Raw genomic sequence first — 24,361 nt, 5'->3', positions numbered from 1 at the left:
TGGGGCAGGGCGAACCAGGTGTCAAGAGACCTGTCATAAGTGCCTCATCCCGTCTCTGATACTGGAATTCGGCCGCCGCCCTCGCCGTTCCGAAGACTGGAAGCGCTTCCAGTCCTGGCGCGGGGCGAGTACGGTTGATCACCCCGACACCACCGGTCACAGGAGGACGACGATCGCGATGGAGACGTCTCCACGACGCCAGCCGACGCTGGACGAGGTCGCCGCCCGGGCCGGCGTCTCGCGCACGGCGGCGTCCAGGGTCATCAACAACGTGCCGCACGTGAGCGCCGCCAAGCGCGCGGCGGTGGAGCGGGCGGTCCGCGAGCTCGGCTACGTGCCGAACCCGACCGCCCGGGCGCTGGCGACCCGGCGCGCGGGGGCGGTGGTGCTGGCGGTGTCCAGCGACGAACCCGGCCTGTTCGCCGACCCGTTCTTCGCCGAGGTGACGGTGGGCGTGAGCTCCTACCTCGACCGGACGGACCTGGAACTGATCCTGCTGCTGGCCAACACGCCCCGGGGCAAGGAGCGCCTGCGGCGCATCCTGGGCTCCCAGCGGGCGGACGGCGTGATGCTGATGGCGCTGCGCGGCGACGACCCCCTGGGCCGGCTGGCCGAGGAGACGGAGCTGCCCGTGGTCTTCGGCGGCCTGCCGCTGACGGGCGGCACACCCCGGTGGTACGTGGACCCGGACAACCGGGGCGGTGCCCGCCTGGCCGCCGAGCACCTGCTGCGCGGCGGCCGCCGGAACATCGCGATGATCACCGGACAGCCCGATCTGGAGGCGGCCGTCGCCCGCGAACGGGGCTTCCACGAGGCGCTGGTCCTGGCGGGCCGCTGCGCCGCCGGCGTGGCGGCCGGCGACTTCACCCAGGACAGCGGGGAGGCCGCGATGGAACGGCTGCTGACGGAGCGTCCGGACATCGACGGGGTGTTCACCGCCAACGACGGCATGGCGCTGGGCGCGCTGCGCGCCCTGCGCCGCCACGGCCGGCGGGTGCCCGAGGACGTCGCGGTCGTCGGCTTCGACGACCTCGCCGGCGCCCTGTACGCCGACCCGCCGCTGACGACCGTGCACCAGCCCGTACGCGCCCTGGGCCTGGAGATGGCCCGGATGCTCGCGGCCGCCATCGACGGCCAGGACCCGAGCCCCCTCGTCCTCCCCACCCGCCTGACCGTCCGCGAGTCCGCGCCGTCGCCCTCGACCTCGACCTCGCCGTCGCCCTCGCCATCACTCTCGCCCGGAACCGCCGGCTGACACCACCCTGGACCTGGCCCTGCCAGGGCCGTGATCCGGCGCGCCCGAAACCCGGCGAGCGGCCCGGATCTCCCCTGGTGTCACACCTCTTGACAGTCCTTCACCGAGAGAGCAGGGTTCCTGCATGGGAGCGCTCCCATGCTCCGCCCGGCGCTCCCGGAGCGGCCGGACCGGGTCCACAGCCCGGCCCCCCTCCCCCTCACGACCGCTCGCGGCCCCACTCCCGGTGTCCCGAGCGCGGCCCCACCCCCGCGCCTCCCGCTACCTGGTCCTGGAGAACCTCATGTACCTGCGCAGCCGTACCCTCAGAGCCTCCGCCCTCCTGTCCGCCGCCGCCCTCACCGCGGCCCTGGCCACCGGATGCTCCTCCGGCAGCTCCGGCTCGGACGACCCGAACGCGAAGGTCACGCTCACCGTGGGCGACTTCGGCACCTTCGGTTACAAGGAGGCCGGGCTCTTCGACGAGTACATGAAGGCGCACCCGAACATCACCATCAAGGAGAACTCCACCACGGTGGAGGGTGACTACTGGACCGCGCTCCAGACCAGGCTCTCCGGCGGCGGGCTCGACGACATCCAGGCCCTCGAGGTGAGCCGCATCGCGCTGGCCTCCTCCGACCAGCTCAGCTCCGCCTTCACCGACCTCTCCCACGCCCCGGGCGTCGACAAGGAGGCCTACCTGCCGTGGAAGTGGAAGCAGGCGACCAACGCGCAGGGCAAGACCGTCGGCCTCGGCACGGACGTCGGCCCGATGGCGATCTGCTACCGCCAGGACCTCTTCCAGGCGGCGGGCCTGCCCTCCGACCCCGCCGCGGTCAGCGCCCTGTGGGCGGGCGACTGGGCGAAGTACGTCGAGGTGGGCCGCCAGTACCAGGCCAAGGCCCCCAAGGGCACCTTCTTCATGGACACCGCCACCGGCCTGTACAACGGCGCGGTCTCCTCCGACGCCGAGCAGTACTACAAGAACGGCAAGGCCGACTACGAGGGCTCCGCCGGGGTGAAGAACGGCTGGAAGCTGGCCTCCGACGCGGTCGCGGCCAACATCACCCAGGGGCTCAAGGAGTTCGACACCACCTGGCAGACGGCGTTCTCCAACTCCACGTTCGCCACCACCGTCTGCCCGTCCTGGCAGCAGGCCAACATCGAGAAGTACTCCGGCACGGCCAACGCCGGGAAGTGGAACATCGCCCAGGCCCCCGCCGCCGGGAACTGGGGCGGCTCGTTCCTGACGGTGCCGGCCACCGGCAAGCACGTGACCCAGGCCCAGGAGCTCGCCGTGTGGCTCACCGCGCCCGAACAGCAGGCCAAGGTCTTCCAGAAGGTCGGGAACATCCCCGCCAACCAGAAGGCGTACTCGCTCCCGGGCGTCACGGACTTCAAGAACCCCTACATCGGCCCGAACGCCCCCACCGGGCAGATCTTCTCCACCGCCGCCAAGGCCATCCAGCCCGCCGAGACCGGGCCGCACCACGGTGACTTCCACGGCGCCTTCGGCAACGGCGTGCAGCTGATGGAGCAGAACCACCAGAGCCCCGAGGAGGCCTGGGCCGCCACCGTCAAGCAGCTCAAGAGCTCCGTCCAGTAGTCCCCGGGCCGGCCGTACGGACCGCGTCACCCCCTGCGCACGGCCCGTACGGCCACCGCCCGCCACCGACCGATGACCTTTCCAGAACGACCCGACGACCCCAGCCGGCCGTCGACCCGGCACGGAGGAACCTGTGGCCACCTCGACCCGCACGCCCCGAAGAGACCCGGCCGACCCACCCGCCTCGGGCCCACCGGAGCGCCGAACCCGGCCGACGGGCCTGCGCGGACGGCTGCACCGCTGGGACCACAAGGGCTCTCCCTACCTGTTCGTCGCGCCCTTCTTCCTGGTGTTCGCGGTCTTCGGGCTCTTCCCGCTGGTCTACACCGGCTACCTGTCCCTGCACCAGGTCAGCCTCTACAACATCGACCAGACCGACTGGGTCGGCTTCCAGAACTACAGCGACCTGCTGTTCGGGCCGGTCAGCGAGCACTTCTGGAACGCCCTGCAGAACACGGTCACCCTCGGCCTGCTCTCCACCGTCCCGCAGCTGCTGATCGCGATCGGCCTCGCCCACCTGCTCAACTACCGCCTCCCGGCCCGCGGTTTCTTCCGGACGGCGCTGCTGGCGCCGTACGCGACCTCGGTGGCCGCCGCCACGCTCGTCTTCGCGCTGATCTTCAGCCCCGAGGGCGGCATGGCCAACTGGGCGCTCGGCCTGGTGGACATCGGGCCGATCCGCTGGGAGTCCGGCGACCTGAGCTCCCAGATCGCCGTCTCCGTGATCGTGATCTGGCGGTGGACCGGCTACAACGCGCTGATCTACCTTGCCGCGATGCAGGCCGTCCCCCGGGAGCTGTACGAGGCCGCCGCGATCGACGGGGCCAGCCGCTGGCGGCAGTTCCTCCACGTCACCGTGCCCGAGCTGCGCCCGACGATCCTGTTCACCGTCGTCGTCTCGTTCATCGGATCGACCCAACTCTTCGGCGAGCCTTACCTGTTCGGCGGTCAGAGCGGCCACCAAGGGGGTACGAACCACCAGTACGAGACCCTCGGCATCCTCATGTACGACCAGGGCTTCCACTACAGCCTGCTCGGACGCGCCTCCGCCATCGCCTGGCTGATGTTCGTCCTGCTCGTGCTGGTCGGCCTGGCCAACACGCTGATCGCCCGCCGTCTGCGCGCCGCCAAGTGACCGGGAAGGACCGCTCCATGACCACCGTTCCCGCCACCGACCCGGCCACCGCCACCATCCCCGCCACCGCACAGCGCGGCACCACGCGCCGCAGCCGGCTGCGCACCCCGGGCGCGGGCGGCCAGCACCGGGCCGGGCCGTTCGCCCTGGCGACGCTGATCCTGGCCGCCCTCGCCTCGCTGTTCCCGCTGTACTGGACGCTCGTGGCGGCCTCGACCGACAGCCACCGGGTGGTCTCCACGCCCCCGCCGCTGGTGCCGGGTTCGAACCTGTTCCACAACATCGGCTACGTGTGGGACAACGCCGGGGCGCAGGGCATGGGCGTCGCGCTGCTCAACTCGACCCTGGTCGCCGGCACCGTCGCCCTCACCACGGTGGCGTTCTCCGTACTGGCCGGCTTCGCGTTCGCCAAGTTGCGCTTCCGCGGCCGGGGCGCGCTGTTCGCGCTCGTCGTCGCGACCATGGCCGTGCCCGCCCAGGTCAGCGTCGTGCCGCTGTTCATCCTGATGCGGCACCTGGGGCTCGGCAACAACCTCGGCGCGCTCATCCTGCCCTCGCTGGTCACGGCCTTCGGCGTCTTCTTCATGCGCCAGTACCTCACCCAGGCCCTGCCGACCGAACTGCTGGAGGCGGCCCGGGTCGACGGCGCGAACTCGCTGCGCGTCGTCTGGCACGTCGTCCTGCCGGTCGCCCGGCCCGCCATGGCCGTGCTGGGGATGCTCGTCTTCGTCCAGTCCTGGAACGACTTCCTGTGGCCGATCATCGCGACGAACGGCGCCACCAATCCCACCGTCCAGGTCGCCCTGGCGGGGCTCGGCACCGGCTGGTCCACCGACTGGTCCGTCATCACCGCCGGCGCGCTGGTCGGCACGGCGCCGCTGCTGCTGGTCTTCGCGGTCTTCGGCCGGCAGATCGTCGGCGGCATCACCCAGGGCGCCCTCAAGGGGTGAGCGGCCACCAGGCCGGCACCCGACCCGTCACCACCTCGCATTGGAGCACTCCCCCATGACCGTGGTCCCACCGGACACCAGTTCCGCCCGACGCGCGTTCCCTCCGGGCTTCGCCTGGGGCACGGCCACCGCCGCCTACCAGATCGAGGGGGCCGTCGCGGAGGACGGCCGCACCCCGTCCATCTGGGACACCTTCAGCCACACCCCCGGCACGATCGACGGCGGCGACACCGGCGACACCGCGGTGGACCACTACCACCGGTTCCGCGAGGACGTCCGGATGATGGCCGACCTCGGCCTGACCTCCTACCGGTTCTCCCTCGCCTGGCCCCGCATCCAGCCCAACGGCCGCGGCCCGGCCTCCGAGCGCGGCCTGGACTTCTACCGGGCGCTGACCGACGAACTCCTCGCCCACGGCATCACCCCGGTCGCCACCCTCTACCACTGGGACCTCCCCCAGGAGTTGGAGACCCCGGCGATCGGCGCCGGGGCCGCGGGCGGCGGCTGGCCGGCCCGGGACACCGCGTACCGCTTCGCCGACTACACGGCGCTCGCCGCCGAGGCCCTCGGCGACCGGGTGTCCACCTGGATCACCCTCAACGAGCCCTGGTGCAGCGCCTTCCTCGGCTACGGCTCCGGCGTCCACGCCCCCGGCCGCACCGACCCCGGGGACGCGCTGCGCGCCGCCCACCACCTCAACCTCGGCCACGGCCTGGCCGTCGGCGCCCTGCGCGCCGCCCTGCCCGCCTCCGCGAAGGTGTCCGTCTCGCTCAACCTCCACGTCGTGCGCCCGCTCACCGACGGCCCGGAGGACCTGGAGGCCGCCCGCCGGATCGACGCCGTGGGCAACCGGGTCTGGACCGGCCCGATTCTCAGGGGCCGGTACGACGAGGACCTCCTGAAGGACACCGCCCACCTGGTCGACTGGGACTCCCTGGTCCACGACGGCGACCTCGCCGAGATCTCCCGCCCGATCGACCTGCTCGGCCTGAACTACTACAACCCGACCGTCGTCTCCGCCGCCCCGGCGGACGCCGGAGGCCGTCCGCGCGAGGACGGGCACGGCTCCAGCACGTTCTCGCCCTGGCCGGGCGCCGACTCCGTCGCCTTCCACCGCGCCAACGACGACGTCACCGCCATGGGCTGGCCGATCGACCCCACCGGGCTGTCCGACGCGCTGCTCTCCATGCACCGCGAGTTCGGCCTGCCGCTGATCGTCAGTGAGAACGGCGCGGCGTTCCCGGACACCGTGGCCGCCGACGGCAGCGTCCACGACCCCGAGCGGACCGACTACCTGCGCCGTCACCTCGACGCCGTCGCGGACGCGATCGACGGCGGCGCGGACGTGCGCGGCTACTACCTCTGGTCCCTGCTCGACAACTTCGAGTGGGCCTACGGGTACGACAAGCGCTTCGGCATCGTCCGCGTCGACTACGACACCCTGGTGCGCACGCCCAAGAGCAGCGCCCACTGGTACTCCGAGGTGATCCGCCGCGGCGGACTGGCCTAGCCAGGCCCAGCGCTCCCATCCCCCGGTGGGCCGCGCCCGCCTCGGGTTGGGAGCGCTCCCACATCCGGTTTCCGAACAAGAGATGGAGTTCCGCATGGACGAGCCACGTACTCAACTGGGCGACACCGTCGGCACCCAGTTCGTCGAGCGCAACCTCGACCTCGTCGGCAAGCTGCACCAGCGTTCGGTCCTTCCCGCCGTCCTCGACGTCGCCCGAGGGGGGCGCCTGTCCTCCCCCCTCGTCGTCGACCTCGACCCCACCACCGTCTGCGACCTGGCCTGCCCGGAGTGCATCTCCACCCAGGTCCTGCACCACGGGCAGATCGGCCAGGACCGCATCCTGCGCCTCGCCCACGAACTCGCCGACTCCAAGGTCCTCGCCGTGATCCTGATCGGCGGCGGCGAGCCGCTGATGCACCGCTCCGCGGGCCGGATCATCGAGGTCCTGCACGAGGCGGGCATCAAGATCGGCCTGGTCACCAACGGCACCCAGATCCACCGCCACCTCGACCAGCTCGCCGGGATGCTCTCCTGGGTGCGGGTCTCGATCGACGCCGGCACCTCCGAGACCTACGCGAAGTTCCGCCCCAGCCGGGGCAAGCGCAGCGTGTTCCCCCAGGTCATCGAGAACATGCGGATGCTGGCCGACCGGAAGTCCGGCCGGCTCGGCTACTCGTTCCTGCTCATGCAGCGCTTCGACGAGCAGGGCCGGGTCACGGACTCCAACTACGCCGAGGTGTACCGGGCCGGCGTGCTCGCCAAGGAGATCGGCTGCGACTACTTCGAGGTCAAGGCCATGCTCGACGAGGACCACTACACCGTCAACCAGCGCCCCGAGGACATCGCCGGCGTCGAGGCGCAGATCGCCGAGCTGCGCGCCCTGGAGGACGAAGGCTTCCGCGTCCTGCACTCCTCCAACTGGCAGGCCGTGCGCCACAGATCGGACACCGTCCAGGAGAAGGACTACCACCGCTGCGCCGTCGCCGAGCTGCGCACCACCGTCACCCCGACCGGCGTCTACGTCTGCCCGTACCACCGGGGCAACCCCAAGGGCCGGATCGGCGACATCCAGTCGGCGACCTTCGCCGAGATGTGGGCGGCGGCCGACACCGCCGTCATCGACCCGAGCGAGGACTGCCGGTTCGTCTGCGCCCGGCACCCCTCCAACGTGGAGATCGCCACCCTGGCGACCGGACCGGGGGCGGAGCCGTGCGACGACTTCGACCCCTTCATCTGACGGAGCTTCGCCTGACGGACCGTCAGTCCACCTTCCCGCCCACGAGACTGGAGACTCCATGCGAGCAGTCGTGATCGGAGCCGGCCCCGCGGGGCTCACCTGCGTACGACAGGCCCGCGCCGCCGGCCTCGACGTCCGCTGCCACGAGAAGCGCGCGGACCTCGGCGGCATCTGGAACCCGGCCGCCGGCGGCGCCTACCCGGGCGTGCGGATGCAGAGCTCCCGGATGAGCATGCCGTTCAGCGACCACCCGCCCGGCTTCGCCGCCGCCTTCCCCACCCAGCAGGAGGTGCAGGAGTACCTGCGCTCCTACGCCACCCGGTTCGGCCTCCTGGACGCCGTGACCTTCGGCAGCGAGGTCGTCCGGGTCGCCAAGGCGGGCGGCTCCTGGCAGGTGACCACGCGGACGACGGACGGCCGGGAGGAGACCGAGGCGGCCGACGCCGTCCTGGTCGCCAACGGGGAGCTGTGGCAGCCCCGGCGGCCCGCGCAGCTGCCGCCGCCGGAGGCGCCCGTACGGGTCCTGACCTCGCCCGAGTACCTCGGGCCGGCCGCGTTCGCCGGCCAGCGGGTGCTGGTGGTCGGCGGCGGGGTGAGCGGCGCGGACATCGCCGCCGACCTCGGCCCCGCCGCTGTGCGCGTGGACTGGTCGGTGCGCCGCCGCCAGCTCTTCCTGCCGCGCCTGACCGGCGGCGCCTACAACGACGCGCTGTTCTCGTACGCGGGCCGCGTCGCCGTCGAGGACGTGCCGTACCCGGTCTACCTCGACTGGCTCGCCGAACTGCTCCCCGAGTACATGGCGATGTACCGCTCCACGGGCCTGCTGCCCGAGGCGGGCTTCCACGGCGCCGTCCACGTCAACGACCGGATCGTCGCCCGGGTCCACGCCGGGGACGTGCACCCGGTGCCGGCCTTCTCGCGGTTCGCCGAGGACGGCTCGGTGGAGTTCGCGGACGGCTCCCGCCGTACGTACGACGCCGTGGTGCTGTGCCTCGGCTACGAGATGCCCGACTACGGCTTCCTCGAGGGGCTGCGGCGCGAGGACCTGTACGAGCACCACTTCTGGCGCCACGACCCGAGCCTGGCCGTGGTCAACACCCCGGTGGACACCGAGGCGTTCGGCACCGCCTGCCCGTACTTCGAGGCCGTGGCCGGCTGGGTGGTCGCCGTCGCGACCGGGAAGGCGACGCTTCCCGGGGCCGCCGAACGCGCCGACTGGTGCGAGCGCCACATGGGGGCGCTGCACGATCGCCGCTACCTGGACTGCTGGCTGGAGACCGTCCGGCTGGGCCTGCTCAGCGGCAGCGTGCCGGACCCGGCCGTCGACTTCGCCGCCTACTGGACGGTGGTCTCCAGCCAGGTCGCCCCCGGGAACCTCGGGCCCGGCCGGGCCACACCGATCCCGGCCGTGCTCGACGACCGGCTGGACCTGGCCGGCGTACGGCACCGCATCCTGGCGGCCCTGCCGCCGCACACCCGCGAGCGCCTGCTCGCCGAGGCGGTGATCGGCCCGGAGGACCTGGCCGGGGCCGCCCGCGTCCCGGCAGGCCGTGAGCTGGCCCCCTGGCTGCCCTACCGGCAGCGCGAGCACGGGCTCGTCGAGGGGGCGAGGGCGTGACCGGGGAACCCGTCGAGAGCGCCGCTCCTCTCGCCCCGGTCCGCACCCCCGGGCGGTGGCAGCTGCTCGCCGACCGGTCCGTCCTGAACCTGATCGCCGCCAACGGCGTGGTCGGGCTGGCGGGCGCGTTCGCCGTGCCGACCACCAGCCTGTTCCTCAAGGACGTCATCGGCGCGACCCCGCTGATGATCGGCCTGTTCTTCGCCGTCCGGTCGGTCGGGGAGATCGGCACCGACCTGGCCATGGGCGTCGTCTCCGACCGGTTGCGCGACCGCCGGATGCTGCTGGTGCTGACGGCGCTGTTCAACACGGCCGGGGCGCTCTGCTACTCCGTCCTGCGCGACTACTACCTGCTGCTGCCCGCCGGCCTGGTGTTCTTCGGCCTGGGCGGCGCCTGCTTCGGCCAGCTCTTCGCCTACACCAGGGAGTTGGCCGAGCAGCGGCAGGTGGACGCGTCGTTCTTCAACGGCCTCCAGCGCTCCGTCACCTCCCTGGCCTGGGTGATCGGCCCGCCGGTCGCCTTCTGGATGGTCGCCCGCTGGTCGTTCACGGTGCTGTACGCGGCCGCGGCCGCGCTGTCCCTGCTCGCCGGGGTGATCAGCCGCTGGGGCCTGCCCGCGCTGCCGCCTCCGGCGCCGGCCGACCGGGACGCCGAGGCCTCCCCCGGACTGCGCGGGCTCCTCGCCGGGCTCGGCCCCCGCACCGCGCTGCTGCTGGCCTCGATCGTGCTGCTGCTGGGCGCCAACGCGATGTACCAGATCAACCTCTCCCTGCGGGTCACCGCCGAGCTCCACCTGAGCAGTTCCTTCACCGGCCTGCTGCTCGGGCTGAGCGCCGTCCTGGAGATCCCGCTGATCATCATGGCCGGCGCCTGGGCCGAACGGATCGGCAAGGCCCGGCTGCTGCTGATGGCCGCCGTCTGCGCCACGCTCTTCTTCGCCGCCCTGACGCTGGTCCACAGCCAGGCCCTGCTGCTGCTCCTCCAACTGCCCAACGCGTTCTGGACGGCAGTCGTGATGAACATCCCGGTCATCATGCTGCAGGACTCCCTGCCCGGGCGCCCCGGCACCGCCTCCTCGCTCTACTCCAGCGCGTTCAAGACCGGCATGTTCCTCGGCGGCCTGGTCGTCGGCACGGTCGCGACCTGGACGGGCTACGGGCAGGTCTTCTGGGTCTGCGCCGGCCTCACCGCCCTCGCCGGGCTGCTGGTCCTCGCCTCCGAACGCGCGGGTACCCCCGAACCCACCTCCGAAGGGACCGCCCCATGACCGCGCCGCCCGTCTGCACGGTGATCGTGCCCACCTACGACCGGTCCGGCCTGCTCCGGCACACCCTCGACTCGCTGACGCGCCAACGCCTCGCCCCGGGCGAGGAGTTCGAGGTGATCGTCGTCGACGACGGCTCCACCGACGGCACGGCCGAGGTGGTGACCGGTTACGGCGACCGCCTCGACCTGCGGTACTTCTTCCAGGAGGACCGGGGCTACCGGGTGGCGCAGGCCCGCAACGTGGGCATCGCCCACGCCCGTGCCGCGATCTCCGTCTTCGTGGACTCCGGCGTCCTGCTGCACTCCGGTGCGCTCGCCGCGCACCTCTCCGCGCACCGCAGCAGCGAAGACCCGGTCGCCGTCCTCGGCTACGTCCGCTGCTTCAACGAGGGCAACGAGGACGGCGAACAGATCACCCGGGAGATCGACTTCACCGACCCGGACGCCTCCCTCGGCCGGTTCACCGACCAGCACCGCTGGCCGGACCTGCGCGAGAGCTACTACGAGCGGTACGGCGAGGACCTCGGCGCGCTCACCGCCCCCTGGCTCATGTGGTGGACGTGCCACGTGTCCGCGAACACCGCCCAGCTGCGCGAGGTCGGCGGGTTCGACGAGGCGTACCGCTCCTGGGGAGCCGAGGACGTCGACCTCGGCTACCGGCTGCACCGGGCCGGCGCCCGGTTCGTGCTGCGCCGCGACGCGGCCTCGCTGCACGTGCCCCACCCCAAGGTCTACGAGGACAACATGGCCTCGGCCGCGGCCAACTACCGTTACTTCGCCGAGAAGTTCGACACCCCCGTCGCCCGGCTGGTCCCCGACCACCACTTCGAGGAGATCGAGGACATCCTGCGCTCCCGGGGCCTCGCGGACGGGCCCGTGACCGAGCTCTTCGGCACGGTCACCCGCCCGGTCGACCTGCCGGTCACGCCGTACCCGGCCTCCGGCCTCCCCGTCGCCGAGAGGAGCGCCCGGTGACTCCCCCGCTCCTCGGCACCTGGACCGAATGGCACCTGCGCGCCATGCGCTCCCAGGGCACCGTCCTGGTCTTCGCGCCCCACCCCGACGACGAGGTGATCGCCTGCGGCGGCACCATCGCCCGGCTGGTCGCCGAGGGCGCCCGGGTGCGCGTGGTCTTCGCCACCGACGGCGCCATGTCGCACTCCGCGGTGCTCGGCATCCACACCGACCCCACCCCGGCCGAACTCCGCACGATCCGCCGGGGTGAGGCGCTGGCCGCCGCCCGGGCCATGGGGCTGCCCGAGGGCGCCGTTCGGTTCCTGGACTTCCCCGACACCCGGCTCGCCGACCACCTGGAGGAGTTCCGCACCGAGGTCCTCAAGGTGCTCCAGCAGTACCCGGACGCGGCCGAGGTCTACCTCCCCCACGAGGTGCGCGAACTCAACGCCGACCACCGGCTGACCGGCGAGACCGTGGTCGAGTGCCTGGCGGAACTCGGCCTCACACCGACCGCCTACCGCTACGTGGTCTGGGACGAGCGCACGGAGCAGGAGTTCGCCTTCGTCAACCGGAACCCGCCCGCCGCGAGCGCCGGGACCACCGAACGGCTCATCGCCGCCGACATCACCGACCACCTGCCGCGCAAGCGGGCCGCGATGCGCGAACACCGCACCCAGGTCGAGCTGTTCGCCCCCGGCCAGACCCGGCCCGTCGTGCCCGAGCCGTTCCAGGAGCGCGTGCTGACCACCCCGGTCGAGGAGTTCTGGATCAACGAGCCGGCGGACGCCCGGCCGGAAGGGGAGTGACCAGGTGACGCAGACACCGCCGCCCGGCGGGCGCATCCCGCTGCCCGCGCTCGCACCACTGCCCACCTGGCCCCGGCTCACCTCCGCGATAGCGCCGGATCCACTGATCGAGCGTCAGGTCGCGGAGATCGTCGCCCAGTTGACGCTGGAGGAGAAGATCGGGCAGATGATCCAGCCCGAACTCGCCCAGCTCACCGCCGAGGACATCCGCGAGTACAGCATCGGCTCGGCCCTCAACGGCGCCGGGATCTGGCCGCACGGCCGCCGCCACGCCACCGTCCGGGACTGGGTGGAGCTGGTGGAACACTTCTGGACCGCGGCCGAACAGACCTGGCAGGACCGGCCGTTCCGCATCCCGTTCATGTGGGCCACCGACGCCGTCCACGGCCACAACAACGTCCACGGCGCCACCGTCTTCCCGCACAACATCGGCCTCGGCGCGGCCGGCGACCCGGAGCTGATCCGCCGGATCGGCACCGCCACCGCCCGAGAGGTCGCCGCCACCGGCATGGACTGGGTCTTCGCCCCCACCGTCACCAACCCGCGCGACCGCCGCTGGGGCCGCTACTACGAGGGCTACGGCGAGGACCCGGCGCTCGGCCACGCCTACGGGCGCGCCATGGTCGAAGGGCTCCAGGGCGGCCCGGCCGCGCTGCGCACCGACCAGCGGATCCTGGCGACGCTCAAGCACTGGATCGCCGACGGCGGCACGGCGGACGGACGCGACCGGGGCACCGCGCTCTGCTCGGAACAGGTCCTGCGCGACATCCACGCCCAGGGCTTCCTGGGCGGCATCGAGGCCGGGGCGCAGAGCGTGATGGTCTCCTTCAGCAGCTGGGAGCACCCGGCCAACTACGACCACTCGCCGGGCGGCGGCGAGCCGTACAACCACAAGGTGCACGGCAGCCGGTACCTGATCACCGACGTGCTCAAGGACGCCCTGGGCTTCGACGGCATCGTGATCAGCGACTGGGACGCGCACTCCGAGGTCGCGCGCTGCTCGGCCGGGGACGCCGGGTACGCGATCAACGCGGGCCTCGACGTGCTGATGGTGGCCGGCCGGGAGGCCTGGCAGAGCGTCCACCGCACGGCCGCGGCGCAGGTCCGGGCCGGTGTCATCCCGCAGGAGCGGATCGACGACGCCGTCTCCCGCGTGCTGCGGGTGAAGCTGCGCGCGGGCCTGTGGGAGCTGCCCCGGCCGTCCGAACGGTCGCTGACCCGCCCGGACGCCGTGGCGGTGATCGGCTCCCCGGCGCACCGCGCGCTCTCCCGGGAGGCCGCCCGCAAGTCCCTGGTGCTGCTCAAGAACACCCCGGGGCTGCTGCCCGTACCCCGGACGGCCCGGGTGCTCGTCACCGGCAGCGCGGCCGACGACCTGGGCAAGCAGTGCGGCGGCTGGACCCTCACCTGGCAGGGCGACGACCTGGACCGCGACGACCTGCCCGGCGGCGCCACCATGGCCGACGCGGTCCGCGAGGCCGTCGGCGACGCCCGCTGCACGGTCGACCCGGATCCTTCGCTCGCCTCGCCCGGGGAGTACGACCTGGCGATCGTCTGCATCGGCGAGGACGCCTACGCCGAGATGCGCGGCACCGTCAGGCCCTGGCGCTCGATGGGCTACGCCGACCTCAAGCGGAGCTACGCCCGGGACCTGGCGCTGCTGTGCCGGCTGCGCGCGGCGGGGGTGCGCACGCTCACCGTCCTGTTCACCGGCCGCCCGCTGTACTGCACCGAGGAGATCAACCTCTCCGACGCCTTCGTGGTCGCCTGGCTCCCCGGCCCGTACGCCCAGGGCGTGACGGACGTGCTGTTCGCGCCGCAGGAGGGGGCGCCCGCCCAGGACTTCCAGGGGCGGCTGCCCTCCTCCTGGCCGAGGACGCGCGACGCCAGCGCCGTCAACGGCCTCCCGGCGCACCTGCCGGACTACCGGGTGCCGGCCGAGGAGACGGCGCCGGAGGGCCGCCACACCCCGCTGTTCCCGGTGGGCCACGGCCTGTCCCTGCACGACCCGGCGCCGGCCGGCGGGCCGCTGCCGCTGGACGTCCCCGCCGCCGCGCCACCGGCCCCGCGGGTGGGCGGCCCGCTGCGCGTGCTGGACGCGCTGGGGAGCGCCTACCGGCTGCGGGTGGGCGGGCACAACACCTGGTCCCGGGAGGACGTGAGCCTGGAGAAGCCGATGGACTGCCTGATCGTCCGGGCGACACCGTTCCCCACACCGGAGGGGACGGCTCTGCGGCTGCTCTTCAAGGGCAACCCGGCCTTCGTGTACGCCGAGTCCCCGTTCGGGCGCCCGGCCGATCTGCGCGGGTACCTGGAGGCCGGGGCGCAGGTGCGGTTCGCCGTACGGGTGCTGCGGCAGCCCTCCGCCCCGCTGCTGCTGGCCTGCCACGACGACTACCCGGCCCAGCCCGGGGTCGACCTGACGGCCCGGCTGCGCGAGGCCGGGCCGACGGACTGGACCACCGTCTCCGTTCCGCTCGCCGAACTGGCCGCGGCCGGTACGGACCTGCGCAACGTGGACGTGCCGTTCATGCTCTACACGGACGGCACCGCGGAGCTGGAGCTCGCCGACGTCTCCTGGTGCCTTCCGTAGCCTGGCACCACCCCGGCCCCGGCCCCGCGTCCGTACGCGGGGCCGGGGCCGGGCCGTGCGGTGGTCAGCTGCCCGGGTTCACCGTCGGGAACAGCTGGGCGAAGGTGTCGAAGGCGGTGGCGATGTCCGCCTCGGCCCAGAACCGGTGGTAGGTGAAGCTCGGCGCGGCGCCTCCGTCGAGGTAGGTCTGCACCTTGGACCACTGCGGGTCCTTGGTGTACCAGGGGCGGATCGACAGGAAGGTGTTGCTGGCCGAGCTGATCTTCGTACCGTCCGGGTAGGTGCCGCTCCAGCCCGGCGGGACGTACAGGCCCTGGTGGGTGGTCGGCGAGTACGGCTGGGTGAAGCGGCTGTAGTCGGTGCGGGTCTCGGCGGCCGAGTACCCGAGGGTGTCGGTGTACTTGGTGTGCAGGATGTCCAGGATGTTCTGCGCGAACTTCTGGGCGCCGCTGCTGCCGGACTTGGCCGCGTAGTAGGAGAGGGTCTTGGCGAGCGAGCCGGCCACGCCGACGTCCGTGGCGGCGCCGCTCGCGGTGACGTGCAGGCCCGGGTTGCCTCCGGGGCTGGTCACGTTCCAGGTGTCGGGCGCGCCGGTCCAGGTGAGCTTGTCGGGGGTGGTCAGGGTGCCGGTGGCCGGGTCGGCCTTGGAGACGGACATCGCCCACGGGATCCACTTGTCGAGGATGGCCTTGGCCCGGGTGTCGCCGCTGGCGTAGTAGTACTCGGCGAACCGCTCCATCGACCAGGTCTGGAACCCGAACCACTGGTTGGAGGCGGGGTCGTGGTACTCGGGCTGCCAGTCGTAGTACAGGCCGTAGAAGGTCGGGTCACCCGCCGGGGGCGCGGCGTCGTCTCCGTAGTTTCCACCCCAACTGTTGGTGGCGCCACCGGAGATGCCGCCCTCGGTGGACTGGAGCCACTGGAAGAACTGGAGCTGCTTGTCCAGGCTGCCCGCCCAGTCGGCGGTGGCGCTCGGCGAGAGCGGCTTGAGGCCCGGGTCGTTGGCGAGCGCCCAGGCGGCCATCGGGTTCTGGTAGCCCTGGTGGGCGGCGGAGCCGGAGATCCGCCAGGACCAGGTGCCGTCGGCCGCGCCTCCCCAGGCGAAGTACCAGGTCATCAGGCCGAGTTGCTCGTTGGCCTTGGAGGTGCCGCCGGGGCAGGTGGTGGAGCCGAGGCAGTTGCCGGCCTGCTTGAAGTACTTGTCGTAGAGCGAGTAGCGCAGGTAGTCGCCGAGCTTGGACGCCTTGGCGAGGGTCGCGGTGATGTCCGCGCTCTTGCCCTGGGACTTGGCGAACTGCCCCGCCCAGTAGGCGGCCTGGACCAGCCGGGCGTCGGCGTCGGGCGCGTCGGTGAACTTGTACTGCTTGCTGAAGCTGCCGCCGCCGTCGTTGAACAGGCTGAGGAAGCCGGAGCCGCTGTTGCCGTACTTGAACACGTCGCAGTCGGGCTGCGGCACCGTCTCCCAGACGGACTCCTCCGGGCCGCGCTGGAAGGTGTTGATCAGGCTGGGCTTGCTGGTGCCGTCCTCGCACTGCCCGAAGCCGTACTTGTTGTCGGCGTCCAGCAGCCAGGCCGGGGCGTAGACGTCCGGGGTGCCGTAGGCGCTCTTCAGCTCGGCGGAGAGCGGGTCGGTGCCGACCGGCACGTTGGGGTTCAACTTGGCGGGGTACTGGTCGGGTTGGGCCTTCTCGGGGCCGTACTGGCCGGGCTTGGCCGGGTTGTAGGTGCTCTGGCCGGGCTGCTGGGCGTGGCTGGGGATCAGGTACGTCTCCAGGTTGGTCCAGGCGTTGTTGAAGCCCGTCCAGTCGCCGGTGACGCGGCCGTAGTCGGCCTCCAGCCACAGCCAGTAGCTGTAGGTCTCCGAGGTGGTCTCGTGGCCGTAGTCGGGTGCCTCCACGATCAGGGTCTCCACCGCGTGGTACGGGATGCCCTGCGGGCTGAAGTACCCGTTCGCGGGGTTCTTGATCTTGCTGTAGAGGTCCAGGAAGTACTGGTCGTAGCCCGAGGTCTTCGCCGCCTCGGTGACCGTCACGGCGCCGGAGCCGAAGCCGACCGCCGAGGCGGTGAAGGTGGCGGTGCCGCCGACCTGCCCGGCGTCGGTGCCGGCCGCGACGGTGACGGTCTGCGGGACGTTCCAGTTGCCGGGGGTGAAGGTGAGCGCGGCGCCGGACTTCACGCTCAGGTCCGGGTCGCCGGCCGAACGGGCCACCGTGACGGCGGTGTTGGCGGTCGGTGCCTGGGAGAGCGCGACGGTGAAGGTGGCGGTGCTCCCCTGCTGGACGGCCAGCGAGGCCGGGGTCACCAGGATGCTCGGCCCGGCCACCTTGATCGCGACCGGGGTGGAGGTGGTGGTGGCGCCCGCGTCGTCGGTGGCGACGGCGGTGATCGAGTAGTCGCCCGCCGCCGCGTTCGCCCAGTCGACGGTGTACGGCGCGGTGGTGGCGGTGCCGATCAGGGTGTTGGCGGAGGCCGAGGTCGAGGCGTAGAACTCGACCTTCGCCACGGTGCCGTCGCTGTCGGCCGCGTCGGCGGCGAGCTTCACCGTGGAGCCCGGGGTGAAGGTCTGCCCGGCGGCCGGGGAGGTGAGCGCGACGGTCGGGGCCTTGTCGGCGCCTCGGCAGGGCGTGCCGTTGACGGTGAAGGCGGTGGGGGCCGCGTTGGGGCCGCTGTAGGAGAAGTTGGCGCTGGTGGTGTAGGAGGCGCCCGGGTCGATGGTGGTGGCGTAGGCGGGGTTGGTGACGGTGACGGATCGTCCGGACTGGGTCCAGGTGCCGTTCCAGCCGTTCTGGAGGGTCTGGTTGCCGCCGTAGGCGTAGCCGAGGGTCCAGCCGTTGATCGGGGTGGTGCCGGAGTCGGTCAGGGTGATGTTGGCGGTGAAGCCGCTGCCCCAGTCGTTGACGGCGTAGGCCACGCCGCAGGACAGCCCGGCGGCGGCCGCCGCGGCGGGCACCGTGACGGCGCCGCCCGCTGCGCCCAGCAGGGCGAGCGTGGTGGCCGTCGCGGTGAGGGTGAGCCGATCGCCCCTGGCACGCAGGGTGGTGCGTCGCATGCGCGTCCTCCTGATGGGTGGGGTACCGCCCCGCGGGGGGATGCGCGGCGGACGGAGGTACTGCGTGTGATCGTGGGCCGGTGCGCCCCGCTTGGGAAGCGAGCACCGGGCCCGCCCGGTCCGCCCGCACGGCGCGCCGGGGGCGGACAACGGCGGCGACCAGCGCGGAGCCGCGTGCGCCGCCCACGGGCCCGCCGATTGGGCGGCGTGTAAGTTACACGGCCCGACGGGAGCGCTCCCACGATGCGCGTGCCGGGTCCCTTGACGCTGATCGCCGGCCCGGCCAAGCTGGCAGAGGTGGCGGCCCGTCGCGGGTGACGGGTCCGAGGGTGCAGTTCCCCGTCGAGGACCGATCCAGGACGCCCCCATGCCCCAGCCCGTTCGCGGCGACGCCGCCGTTCCCGCCCTGCCCGTTCCCGCCCTGCCCGTTCCCACCCTGGCCGTACCCACGCTGGCCGAGGTCGCCCGTCATGCCGGCGTCTCCACGGCCACCGCCTCCCGGGTCATCAACCGATCCGCCCGGGTCTCCACCGAAGTGACGGCCCGGGTGGAACGGGCGGTGCGCGAGCTCGCGTACGTCCGCCTCCGGGCACCCGGCACCCGGGAGACCGGCGTGGTGGCCGTCGTGGTCTTCACCGATCCCCTGCACTACCACACCGACGCCTTCCCGGCCCGGCTGCTGGCCGGTCTGCGGCGCTCCCTGCCGGGCACCGAACGGGAGTTGGCCGTCTTCACCGTCCCCAGGCGCTCCCGCCGGACGCCGCTGGTGCGCTACCTGTGCGGCGGGCACGTCGACGGCGTCCTCCTGGTCGGCCCCTGGGGCGACACCGCGCTCGCCCGGCTGCTGCACGCGGCCAGGGTGCCCGTGGTCTCCCTGGGCCGGCCCCCGGAGCCGGGCACCGTCGCCTTCGTGGACGCCGACAACCTCGCCGGCGCCCGGGACGCCGTCCGACGCCTGTACGCCTCCGGGCGCCGCTCGGTGGCCACCATCGCCGGGCCGCCGGACACCGCCGCCGGCGCGGACCGCCTGGCCGGGTACCACCAGACGGTGGCCGCGATGGCCTCCGCCCGCCCGGCCGTCGCGTACGGCGACTTCAGCGGCGCCTCCGGCGAGCACGCGATGCAGCGGCTGCTGGACCAACGCCCCGACGTCAACGCGGTGTTCGCCGCCTCCGACCTGATGGCCGCCGGCGCCCTCCGCGCCCTGCGCCGACGCGGCCTGCGGGTGCCCGAGGACGTCGCCCTGGTCGGCTTCGACGACTCCCCACTCGCCGCCCGATGCCGCCCCGGCCTGACCACCGTCCGCCAGCCGGTGGAGGAACTCGGCTCCCGCGCCATGGACCTCCTGCTGCGCAACCCCGCCCGCGGCGACTCCCTGGTCCTGCCCACCCGGCTCGTCGTCCGGGCCTCGGGCTGAGCGGGCATCAGGCCGGGCACACGAAGCGGCCGCCTGTACGCACCCCCGTCGGGCGTACAGGCGGCCGCATGGCCCGGCGCGCGGGCGGTCAGCGCCGCCGGGCGGTGATCAGGCGCTGAAGGACGATGAAGACGAACAGCAGCGCGCCGATGACGATCCTGGTCCACCAGGAGCTGAGGGTGCCCTGGAAGCTGATCACGGTCTGGATCAGTCCGAGCACCAGCACGCCGAGCACGGTGCCGAGCAGGTACCCGGAGCCGCCGGTGAGCAGGGTGCCGCCGATGACGACGGCGGCGATCGCGTCCAGTTCCAGGCCGACCGCGTGCAGGCCGTAGCCGGAGAGCATGTAGAAGGTGAGCAGGACGCCGCCGAGGGCGGAGCAGAAGCCGCTGATCGCGTACACGGTGGTCTTGGTGCGCTGCACCGGCAGGCCCATCAGCAGGGCGGACTGTTCGCTGCCGCCGAGCGCGTACACGTTGCGGCCGAGCCGGGTGTGGTGGAGGACGACGAATCCGGCGGCGACCACCAGCAGGGCGATCACCGCGCTCGGGGAGACGAAGACGCTGCCGAGCGGGATCCGGGTCTGCGCCATGGCGGTGTACTGGGGGTCGGTGATGGAGATCGAGTCGACGCTGATCGTGTAGCAGAGGCCCCGGGCGAGGAACATGCCGGCCAGGGTGACGATGAACGGCTGGATCTCGAAGACGTGGATGACCCAGCCCATCAGCCAGCCGCCGGCGGTGCCCATCAGCAGCACCAGCGGGATGACCAGCAGCGGTGGCCAGCCGTGCTGTTCGACCAGCCAGGCGGAGACCATGGTGGACAGCGCGACCATCGCGCCGACCGACAGGTCGATGCCGCCGGTCAGTACGACGAAGGTCATCCCGACGGCGACGACCAGCAGGAAGGCGTTGTCGATCAGCAGGTTGAGCACGACCTGGCCGGAGAAGAAGCCGTCGTACTGCGCCGAGCCGACGCCGAACATCGAGACCAGCAGGACGGCGGTGACCAGCAGCGGGATCTGCCCGCGCAGCCGGGCCGCCACGGTGTGAGCGTTCACGTTCGTCATGCGTCGACCTCCGGGGCGACGGGGGCCTCGGTGTGCGGCCGGGAGGCGTGCCGGGAGCGGGCGGTGCGGGCGGCTCGGGCGGCGAGCTTGGCCCGGAAGGCGGGCGACTGGATCAGGCAGACCGTGATCACCACGAACGCCTTGAACACCAGCGTGGTCTCGGGCGGGATGCCGATCGTGTAGACGGTGGTGGAGAGGGTCTGGATGATCAGCGCGCCGAGGACGGTGCCGCCGATCGAGAACCGGCCGCCGTTGAGCGAGGTCCCGCCGAGCACCACCGCGAGGACGGCGTCGAGTTCGATCCACAGGCCCGCGTTGTTCCCGTCCGCCGCCGAGACGTTGGAGGAGACCATCAGCCCGGCGACGGCCGCGCACACCGCGCTGAACACGTACACCAGGGCGACCAGGCGCATCGCCCGGATGCCGACCAGACGGCTGGCCACCGGGTTGCCGCCGACCGACTCCAGCAGCAGGCCCAGCGCGGTGGAGCGCGTGAGCAGCGCGGTGAGCAGCGCGATCGCGCCGCTGAGCAGGATCGCGAACGGCATGCTGAGCCAGTAGCCGCCACCGATCATCTTGTACGGATCGCTGGTGACGGTGATGATCTGGCCGTCGGTGATCAGCTGGGCGACCCCGCGCCCGGCGACCATCAGGATCAGGGTGGCGATGATCGGCTGGACCCCGGCCCTGGCCACCAGGACGCCGTTGACGAGGCCGAGCACCACGGCGGCGCCGAGGGCGTAGCCGAGGGCGGCGAGGACGGTGCCCAGGGAGCCCGGGTCCTCGGAGCGGCTGATGTGCAGGCAGGCCAGGGCGCCGGAGATCGCGACGGTCGAGCCGACCGACAGGTCGATGCCGCCGGTGGCGATGACCAGGGTCATGCCCAGGGCGACCAGGATCAGCGGGGCGCCGAAGTGCAGGATGTCGATCAGGGAGCCGTAGAGGTGGCCGCCCCGCAGGTGGAGGGCGAAGAAGTCGGGGGTGAAGGCGAGGTTGGCGAGCAGCAGCACGGCCAGCACCGCGGCGGGCCAGAACAGCCGGTAGCGGGTCACCGCCTTCACCGCGCCCATCATCTTCACCGTGTTCGTCGCCGTCACCGTGCTCACTGCTCCGCTCCGCTCGCGATGGCGGCCAGGACGCGCTCGGGGGTGAGCCCGCCGTCGTTGTCCAGCCGGGCGACCATCCGGTGGTCGCGCATCACCCCGACCCGGTGGCTGAGGCGCAGCACCTCCTCCAGTTCGGCGGAGATGAAGAGCACCGCCATGCCCTCCTCGGCGAGGTCGGCGACCAGCTTCTGGATCTCGGCCTTGGCCCCGATGTCGATGCCGCGGGTCGGCTCGTCCAGGATCAGCAGCTTCGGGTCGGTGATCAGCCAGCGGGCGAGCAGCACCTTCTGCTGGTTGCCGCCGCTGAGGTTGCGCACCAGCGCCTCGGGGTTGCCGGGGCGGATGTCCAGGGTGGTGATCCAGCGCAGCGCCAGGTCGTCCTGCGCGGTGCGGGACAGCGGGCGGGCCCAGCCCCGGGCCGCCTGGAGGGCCAGCACGATGTTCTCCCGGACGGTCAGTTCGCCGACCAGGCCCTCGGTCTTGCGGTTCTCCGAGCAGAAGGCGATGCCGCGGGCGATGGCGTCGGCCGGGCCGCGCAGGGTGGTCTCCACACCGTCGATCCGCAGCGTGCCGCCGTCGCCGCGGTCGGCGCCGAACAGCAGCCGGGCGGCCTCCGTCCGTCCGGAGCCCAGCAGCCCAGCGAGGCCGACGACCTCGCCCGAGCGGACGGTGAGGTCGTACGGTTCGACGGCTCCCCGGCGGGTCAGCCCCTGGGCCTGGAGGAAGACCGTTCCGGTGGCCGGTGGGGTGCGGTCGTTCGAGCGGCCGCCGCCGAGCCGGTCGAGTCCTTCGAGCTCGGCGCCGATCATCCGGGAGACGAGCCCGGCCTGGTCGAGTTCGGCGGTCAGGTACTCGCCCTCGAGCCGGCCGTTGCGCAGGACGGTCATCCGGTCGCAGATCTCGTAGACCTGGTCGAGGAAGTGCGTGACGAACAGGATGGCGACGCCCTGGTCGCGCAACCGGCGCATGACGGTGAAGAGTTGGAGGACCTCGTCGCGGTCGAGGCTGGAGGTGGGCTCGTCCAGGATGAGCACCTTGGCGGAGACGTCGACCGCGCGGACGATGGCCACGAGCTGCTGGACGGCGATGGAGTAGCTGTTCAGCGGCGCGCTGACGTCGATGTCCAGTTCCAGTTCGCGGACCAGTTCGGCGGCCCGGCGGCGCATCGCGGACCAGTCGATCAGGCCGAAGCGGCGGGGCTCGCGGCCGATGAAGACGTTCTCCGCGACCGACAGGTTCGGGCAGAGGTTCACCTCCTGGTAGACCGTGCTGATGCCGGCCTCCCGGGCCTGTGCCGGGCCAGCGATGTGCACCGGCCGGCCGTCGAGGAGCACCTCGCCGCCGTCGACCGGGTGGACTCCGGTGAGCACCTTGATCAGCGTGGACTTGCCGGCGCCGTTCTCCCCCATCAGGGCGTGCACCTCGCCGGGCAGGAGCCGGAAGTCGACTCCGTCCAGCGCCACCACGCCGGGGAACTCCTTGCGGAGCCCCCGGACTTCCAGGACCGGTTGCTGCCGCACCCCGGTTCTCCTCTCGTGTCTGCCGGACTCCTCCCGCCCTCGGGAGGTCCGGCCGGCCCGTGCGGGGCCGGGCCGCCGGAGCGGCCGGGCCCCGCACGAACGGGTGGGTCAGTACGGGCAGTCGGCTCGGTACCGGGCGGTGTCGGCTCGGTACCGGCGGTCGGCCTCAGTACTGGCGGTTGGGCAGCGCCGCGGTGGCCTGCTCGGGGGTGAAGGTGCCCTCCTCGGTCTTGATCCGGCGGGGCACCTGCTCACCCGCCTTGACCTTCTTCACCAGGTCCATCAGCTGGTCGCCGAGCAGCGGGTTGCACTCGACGTCGTAGTTGATCTTGCCCTGGCTCATCGCGGTGAAGGCGTCCTTGACGCCGTCCACGGAGACGATCTTGATGTCCTTGCCGGGCTTCTTGCCCGCCTCCTCGATGGCCTGGATCGCCCCGAGCGCCATGTCGTCGTTGTGCGCGTACAGCACGTCGATCTTCGACTGGGCCTTCAGGAACGCCTGCATGACCTCCTTGCCCTTGGCCCGGGTGAAGTCGCCGGTCTGGGAGGCGACGACCTTGAACTTGGGCTGGGCCTTGACGGCGTCCGCGAAGCCGGCCTTGCGGTCGTTGGCCGGCGCGGAGCCGGTGGTGCCCTCCAGCTGGACGATGTTCACGTCGTCGGACGCGGACGCGTACTCCTTGACCAGCCAGTCGCCGGCCGACTTGCCCTCCGCGACGAAGTCGGAGCCGAGGAAGGAGGCGTAGAGCGACTCGTCCTTGGAGTCCACCGCCCGGTCGGTCAGGACGACCGGGATGTGGGCGTCCTTGGCCTCCTTGAGGACGGTGTCCCAGCCCGACTCCACCACCGGCGAGAAGGCGATCACGTCGACCTTCTGCTGGATGAACGAGCGGATCGCCTTGATCTGGTTCTCCTGCTTCTGCTGCGCGTCGGAGAACTTGAGCTCGATCCCGGCCTTCTTCGCCGCCTCCTGGACGGACTTGGTGTTGGCGGTGCGCCATCCGCTCTCCGCGCCGACCTGAGAGAAGCCCAGGACGAGCTTGTGACCGGAGCCCTTGTCGGCGCTGCCTCCGCCGCCTCCGCCCCCGGAACCGCAGGCGGTGAGGGTGAGGACCATCGCGCCGGCGGCCAGGGCCGCCGCAGCTCTCTTGGACATGTGGGGACTTCCTCTCGGGAGCGTCCGTCTGGGTGGGTCGCTCGATTGTTAGCGCTAACAATCACGCTCGACAAGATCCGTACAGCCCGTTACCGAATCTTGACCGGCCTCGGAGGCGCGTGGGTGCCGGT

The 24,361-nt window shown here is 72.2% G+C and carries 17 protein-coding genes; 12 read left to right on the top strand and 5 right to left on the bottom strand.

What is annotated here, in order from left to right; genetic code table 11:
• Nucleotides 1-178 precede the first annotated feature (178 nt).
• The 11 genes from ACIBCA_RS19000 (at nt 179) to ACIBCA_RS18950 (ending at nt 14,913) form a co-directional block, all read left to right on the top strand.
• Nucleotides 179-1,255: a LacI family DNA-binding transcriptional regulator gene (locus ACIBCA_RS19000; RefSeq protein ID WP_396284055.1), complete on the top strand. Its 1,077-nt coding sequence runs from the start codon at nt 179-181 to the stop codon at nt 1,253-1,255.
• A 226-nt stretch (nt 1,256-1,481) separates the two neighbouring features.
• On the top strand, nt 1,482-2,840 hold the full coding sequence (locus ACIBCA_RS18995) for an extracellular solute-binding protein (protein ID WP_396284054.1): 1,359 nt from the start codon (nt 1,482-1,484) through the stop codon (nt 2,838-2,840).
• 133 nt (nt 2,841-2,973) lie between these two features.
• Nucleotides 2,974-3,975 (top strand): carbohydrate ABC transporter permease, encoded by a 1,002-nt coding sequence (locus ACIBCA_RS18990; protein WP_396284053.1) that lies wholly within the window; start codon nt 2,974-2,976, stop codon nt 3,973-3,975.
• A gap of 17 nt (nt 3,976-3,992) precedes the next feature.
• Nucleotides 3,993-4,925 (top strand): carbohydrate ABC transporter permease, encoded by a 933-nt coding sequence (locus tag ACIBCA_RS18985; RefSeq protein ID WP_396284052.1) that lies wholly within the window; start codon nt 3,993-3,995, stop codon nt 4,923-4,925.
• Between the two features lie 55 nt (nt 4,926-4,980).
• Complete coding sequence (locus tag ACIBCA_RS18980; protein ID WP_396284051.1) at nt 4,981-6,435, top strand: GH1 family beta-glucosidase; 1,455 nt, start codon at nt 4,981-4,983, stop codon at nt 6,433-6,435.
• Between the two features lie 94 nt (nt 6,436-6,529).
• Entirely contained in the window at nt 6,530-7,672 is a 1,143-nt protein-coding gene (locus ACIBCA_RS18975) for a radical SAM protein (RefSeq protein ID WP_396284050.1), read from the top strand.
• Nucleotides 7,673-7,730: 58 nt separating this feature from the next.
• The gene (locus tag ACIBCA_RS18970; RefSeq protein WP_396284049.1) at nt 7,731-9,290 is read left to right on the top strand and encodes an NAD(P)-binding domain-containing protein; all 1,560 of its coding nucleotides are present in this window, start codon (nt 7,731-7,733) and stop codon (nt 9,288-9,290) included.
• The gene (locus ACIBCA_RS18965; protein ID WP_396284048.1) at nt 9,287-10,558 is read left to right on the top strand and encodes a sugar efflux transporter; all 1,272 of its coding nucleotides are present in this window, start codon (nt 9,287-9,289) and stop codon (nt 10,556-10,558) included. Before ACIBCA_RS18970 ends, ACIBCA_RS18965 begins: the two co-directional genes overlap by 4 nt.
• On the top strand, nt 10,555-11,532 hold the full coding sequence (locus ACIBCA_RS18960; protein ID WP_396284047.1) for a glycosyltransferase: 978 nt from the start codon (nt 10,555-10,557) through the stop codon (nt 11,530-11,532). Before ACIBCA_RS18965 ends, ACIBCA_RS18960 begins: the two co-directional genes overlap by 4 nt.
• Complete coding sequence (locus ACIBCA_RS18955; protein WP_396284046.1) at nt 11,529-12,320, top strand: PIG-L deacetylase family protein; 792 nt, start codon at nt 11,529-11,531, stop codon at nt 12,318-12,320. The genes ACIBCA_RS18960 and ACIBCA_RS18955 overlap by 4 nt, the downstream gene beginning before the upstream one ends.
• A 4-nt stretch (nt 12,321-12,324) precedes the next feature.
• Nucleotides 12,325-14,913: a glycoside hydrolase family 3 N-terminal domain-containing protein gene (locus ACIBCA_RS18950; protein ID WP_396284045.1), complete on the top strand. Its 2,589-nt coding sequence runs from the start codon at nt 12,325-12,327 to the stop codon at nt 14,911-14,913.
• Nucleotides 14,914-14,977: 64 nt separating this feature from the next.
• Here the strand turns inward: ACIBCA_RS18950 and ACIBCA_RS18945 are convergent, their stop codons facing one another.
• Nucleotides 14,978-17,962 (bottom strand): glycoside hydrolase family 48 protein, encoded by a 2,985-nt coding sequence (locus tag ACIBCA_RS18945; protein ID WP_396284044.1) that lies wholly within the window; start codon nt 17,960-17,962, stop codon nt 14,978-14,980.
• 367 nt (nt 17,963-18,329) lie between these two features.
• Here ACIBCA_RS18945 and ACIBCA_RS18940 point away from each other — a divergent pair, with 367 nt between their 5' ends.
• Nucleotides 18,330-19,379 carry a LacI family DNA-binding transcriptional regulator gene (locus tag ACIBCA_RS18940; RefSeq protein WP_396284043.1) on the top strand — a complete coding sequence of 350 codons (1,050 nt, stop codon included), beginning with the start codon at nt 18,330-18,332 and terminating at the stop codon, nt 19,377-19,379.
• A gap of 88 nt (nt 19,380-19,467) precedes the next feature.
• Here the strand turns inward: ACIBCA_RS18940 and yjfF are convergent, their stop codons facing one another.
• From yjfF to ACIBCA_RS18920, 4 genes are all read right to left on the bottom strand, one after another.
• A complete protein-coding gene (gene yjfF, locus ACIBCA_RS18935) occupies nt 19,468-20,448 on the bottom strand; it encodes a galactofuranose ABC transporter, permease protein YjfF (protein WP_396284042.1) in 981 nt (326 codons plus the stop codon).
• On the bottom strand, nt 20,445-21,521 hold the full coding sequence (locus ACIBCA_RS18930) for an ABC transporter permease (RefSeq protein ID WP_396284149.1): 1,077 nt from the start codon (nt 21,519-21,521) through the stop codon (nt 20,445-20,447). The genes yjfF and ACIBCA_RS18930 overlap by 4 nt, the downstream gene beginning before the upstream one ends.
• Nucleotides 21,522-21,550: 29 nt before the next feature.
• Complete coding sequence (locus ACIBCA_RS18925) at nt 21,551-23,074, bottom strand: sugar ABC transporter ATP-binding protein (RefSeq protein ID WP_396284041.1); 1,524 nt, start codon at nt 23,072-23,074, stop codon at nt 21,551-21,553.
• Between the two features lie 166 nt (nt 23,075-23,240).
• Nucleotides 23,241-24,230, bottom strand: coding sequence for an ABC transporter substrate-binding protein (locus ACIBCA_RS18920; RefSeq protein WP_396284040.1), 990 nt, complete (start codon nt 24,228-24,230; stop codon nt 23,241-23,243).
• Between the last annotated feature and the right edge of the window lie 131 nt (nt 24,231-24,361).

Origin of the sequence: Kitasatospora sp. NPDC051170, from assembly GCF_044455705.1 — a bacterium.
In the GTDB taxonomy this organism is placed as follows: domain Bacteria; phylum Actinomycetota; class Actinomycetes; order Streptomycetales; family Streptomycetaceae; genus Kitasatospora.
The sequence above is the reverse complement of the archived record's forward strand: the minus strand, read 5'-3'. Positions and strand labels throughout refer to the sequence as shown.

Coding starts and splice junctions, on each gene's coding strand:
- ACIBCA_RS18980 (WP_396284051.1), top strand. CDS start 4,981: ATGACCGTGGTCCCACCGGACACCAGTTCCGCCCGACGCGCGTTCCCT.
- ACIBCA_RS18985 (WP_396284052.1), top strand. CDS start 3,993: ATGACCACCGTTCCCGCCACCGACCCGGCCACCGCCACCATCCCCGCC.
- ACIBCA_RS18975 (WP_396284050.1), top strand. CDS start 6,530: ATGGACGAGCCACGTACTCAACTGGGCGACACCGTCGGCACCCAGTTC.
- ACIBCA_RS18930 (WP_396284149.1), bottom strand. CDS start 21,521: ATGATGGGCGCGGTGAAGGCGGTGACCCGCTACCGGCTGTTCTGGCCC.
- ACIBCA_RS18920 (WP_396284040.1), bottom strand. CDS start 24,230: ATGTCCAAGAGAGCTGCGGCGGCCCTGGCCGCCGGCGCGATGGTCCTC.
- ACIBCA_RS18960 (WP_396284047.1), top strand. CDS start 10,555: ATGACCGCGCCGCCCGTCTGCACGGTGATCGTGCCCACCTACGACCGG.
- ACIBCA_RS18970 (WP_396284049.1), top strand. CDS start 7,731: ATGCGAGCAGTCGTGATCGGAGCCGGCCCCGCGGGGCTCACCTGCGTA.
- yjfF (WP_396284042.1), bottom strand. CDS start 20,448: ATGACGAACGTGAACGCTCACACCGTGGCGGCCCGGCTGCGCGGGCAG.
- ACIBCA_RS18940 (WP_396284043.1), top strand. CDS start 18,330: ATGCCCCAGCCCGTTCGCGGCGACGCCGCCGTTCCCGCCCTGCCCGTT.
- ACIBCA_RS19000 (WP_396284055.1), top strand. CDS start 179: ATGGAGACGTCTCCACGACGCCAGCCGACGCTGGACGAGGTCGCCGCC.
- ACIBCA_RS18945 (WP_396284044.1), bottom strand. CDS start 17,962: ATGCGACGCACCACCCTGCGTGCCAGGGGCGATCGGCTCACCCTCACC.